Raw genomic sequence first — 3,181 nt, 5'->3', positions numbered from 1 at the left:
GGCTCGCGCCTGCGCCTGGGACAGCGCCAGCGCGGTGGACATCGACCTCGACGCGCCACCCGCACCGTGCGCCTGCGCCAGGGCCGGGTGTTCGCCGAGGTGGTGCATGACGGCCGCCCGTTCGTGGTCGAAGTCGACGATGCCAGGGTGCAGGTGCTGGGCACGCGCTTTTCGGTCAGCCGTGGCGAGCAGGACGAAGTGGTACTGCTCAGCGGCAGTGTCGAGGTCAGCACCGCCAGCCAGCGCCAGCGTCTGAGCCCCGGCCAGCGCCTGACGCTGCACGGCGAGCAGCTCGACGCGCCCCATGCGGTAGACGCCGAACGCCTGCTGGCCTGGCGCGATGCCAGTTACGGGTACGCGACGTGCCCCTGCAGCAAGTGCTTGAACAACTGGCCGACTACCAAGGCAGCCGCCTGATACTGCTCAACGGCGCGGCCGGCCAGCGCCGGGTCAGCGGCAGTTTCAACCTCGACCAGGCAGACACGGCGTTCGATGCCCTGATCAGCAGCCAGAAACTGCGTGCCGACGCCCTGCTGGGACACTGGATCATCGTGCGCTGAAAATATTTTAAGGGGCGCACGGTAATTCGCATTCCTGCTGCGTCACACCCCCACATAAGAAGCATTACCATTTGCACCTTCTTGGGGGAGGCACCATGCAGTATCCACGTGACATCGCATTTACCCGTCGGCCACTGGCCAGCGCCATCCTGGCAGCCAGCCTGCTCGCACTGCTGCCGGGTGCAGCGGCGCAAGCCGCCGAGACCACCCAGGCGCAGGCCCAGCGCATCGATTTCCGTATTTCGGCACAATCGCTTGTGGATGCCATCGAGCTGTTCAGCGCACAGAGCGGCTACCAGGTGATCTACGATGCCAACCAGGTCGCCGGTATCACCGCCCCTGCCGTGCAAGGCGAGTACACCGCCGAGCAGGCGCTGCGTACCCTGACCGGTAGCAGCGCACGCCTGAGCCAGCCCAACCCCAGCAGCTTCCTGATCGAGCTGCCGGTGAACCTGAGCAGCGGCCTGCAACTGATGCCGTGAGCATCTCGGGCAAGGCGCCGGGCTCCACCACCGAAGGCACCGGGCTGTACACCACCTATTCCTCCAGCAGCTCGACGCGCCTGAACCTCACGCCCCAGCAAACCCCGCAGGCGCTGACCGTGGTCACCCGTCAGCGCCTGGACGACCAGCGCCTGAATACGCTGACCGACACGCTGGAAGCCACACCGGGCATCATCGTCACCCGCGACGGCCTGGGCGCAGAAAGCGACAGCTACTACTCGCGCGGCTTCGTGATCCAGAACTACGAAATCGATGGCGTGCCCACCACCACGCGCATGGACAACTACACCCAGAGCATGGCGATGTACGACCGGGTGGAAATCGTGCGTGGCGCCAGCGGCCTGATCAGCGGCATGGGCAGCCCGTCGGCGACCATCAACCTGATCCGCAAGCGCCCCACCTATGAGGGCCAGGCCAGCATTACCGGCTCGGCCGCACCTGGGATCGCTACGGCAGCGGCTTCGATGTGTCTGGCCCGCTGACCGAGAGCGGCAACGTGCGCGGCCGCCTGGTGGCCGACTACAAGACCGAAAAGGCCTGGGTCGACCGCTACAAGCAGGACACCCAACTGCTCTACGGCATCACCGAATTCGACCTGACCGAAGACACCCTGCTGACCCTGGGCTTCAGCTACCTGCGCACCGATGTCGACTCGCCCCTGCGCAGTGGCCTGCCAACGCGCTTGAGCAACGGCGAGCGCAGCAACCTGAGCCGCTCGATCAACAGCGCGCCGAGCTGGTCCTACAACGACCATGAACAGACCAGCTACTTCGCCTCGGTGGAACAACAGCTGGGCAATGGCTGGAGCGGCAAGGTCGAGTACAGCCATTCGGAAAACCAGTTCGACGAACTGTTCGGCTTCGTCACCGGCAGCCTGAACCCAGATGGCAGCGGCATGAGCCAGTTGCCGGTGCGTTTCTCCGGCACACCACGCCAGGACAACCTCGACCTGTACGTGACCGGCCCCTTCAGCCTGTTCAACCGCGAGCATGAGCTGATCACTGGCGTGACCCTGTCGCAGTTCAGCCAGAGCGTGCCCGAGTGGGGCGGCTGGCGTTACGACTACAACGGTACCTCGGGTGCGGCGATCGACAGCCTCTTTGACTGGGATGGCAAGCAGCCCAAGCCGGCCTTCACCGAAAGCGGCAAGTCTTCCCAGGAAGAAAACCAATACGCGGCCTACCTCACCACGCGCCTGCACCTGACCGACGACCTGAACCTGATCCTGGGCAGCCGCCTGATCGACTGGCAACGCAAGACCGAAGACCGCCCGTACGGCGGCGCCACGGGCAGTACCGACCGCAAGGAAACCGGTGTATTCATCCCGTATGCCGGCGTGGTCTACGACCTGAACGACACCTGGGCGGTGTACGCCAGCTACACCAAGATCTTCAACCCGCAGGGTTCGTGGGTGCAGGATGAGCAGTTCAAGCCGATCGACCCGATGCAGGGCATCGGCTACGAGATGGGCATCAAGGGCAGCCACTTCGACGGCAAGCTGAACTCCAGCGTGTCGCTGTTCAAGCTCGAACAGGACAACCTGGCGATCTGGCAGCATGACAACGTATACGACGCCAAGCAGGACACCACCTCCAAGGGTCTGGAAATGGAAGTCAGCGGCGAGCTGGCAGAGGGCTGGCAGGCGTCAGCGGGTTACGCCTACACCCTGACCACCGACAACGAAGACGAGCGCATCAACACCGTGCTGCCGCGCCACAGCCTCAAGACCTTCACCACCTATCGTCTGCCTGGCGTACTGGACAAGGTGACCGTGGGCGGTGGGGTCAACTGGCAGAGCAAGGTCGGCAACGACCTGCACACCTTTACCCAGGGCAGCTACGCGATTGCCAACCTGATGGCGCGCTACGCCATCAACGAGCACCTGGAAGCATCGGTAAACCTCAACAACCTGTTCGACCGCGAGTACTACAGCATGGCCGGCCTGTACGGCACCTACGGCGCGCCACGCAACGTGATGACCCACTTCACCTACAAATTCTGAGGGGGTTTTGCCTAAGCAGTTGATCGTGCGTTAAATTTTTTCGAAAAGAGTGTTGACACAAATTCGTTTCGGGCGAATAATGCGCGCCACTTGGCTACATAGCTCAGTTGGTTAGA

The 3,181-nt window shown here is 63.3% G+C and carries 2 protein-coding genes and 1 pseudogene; all 3 read left to right on the top strand.

From position 1 onward, the window contains the following. Window positions 1–417 (top strand): FecR family protein (locus G3436_RS25530; RefSeq protein WP_178116607.1); only part of this gene is annotated, 417 nt, incomplete at its 5' end. Beyond that, window positions 363–560: a FecR family protein gene (locus tag G3436_RS25525; RefSeq protein WP_163950957.1), complete on the top strand. Its 198-nt coding sequence runs from the start codon at window positions 363–365 to the stop codon at window positions 558–560. The genes G3436_RS25530 and G3436_RS25525, both read left to right, overlap by 55 nt. 95 nt (window positions 561–655) lie before the next feature. Further along, a pseudogene (locus G3436_RS25520) lies at window positions 656–3,065 on the top strand (TonB-dependent siderophore receptor). Window positions 3,066–3,181: the final 116 nt, after the last annotated feature.

Origin of the sequence: Pseudomonas brassicae (assembly GCF_010671725.1) — a bacterium.
Lineage (GTDB): Bacteria > Pseudomonadota > Gammaproteobacteria > Pseudomonadales > Pseudomonadaceae > Aquipseudomonas > Aquipseudomonas brassicae.
This window is presented reverse-complemented; position numbering and strand designations above follow the sequence as displayed.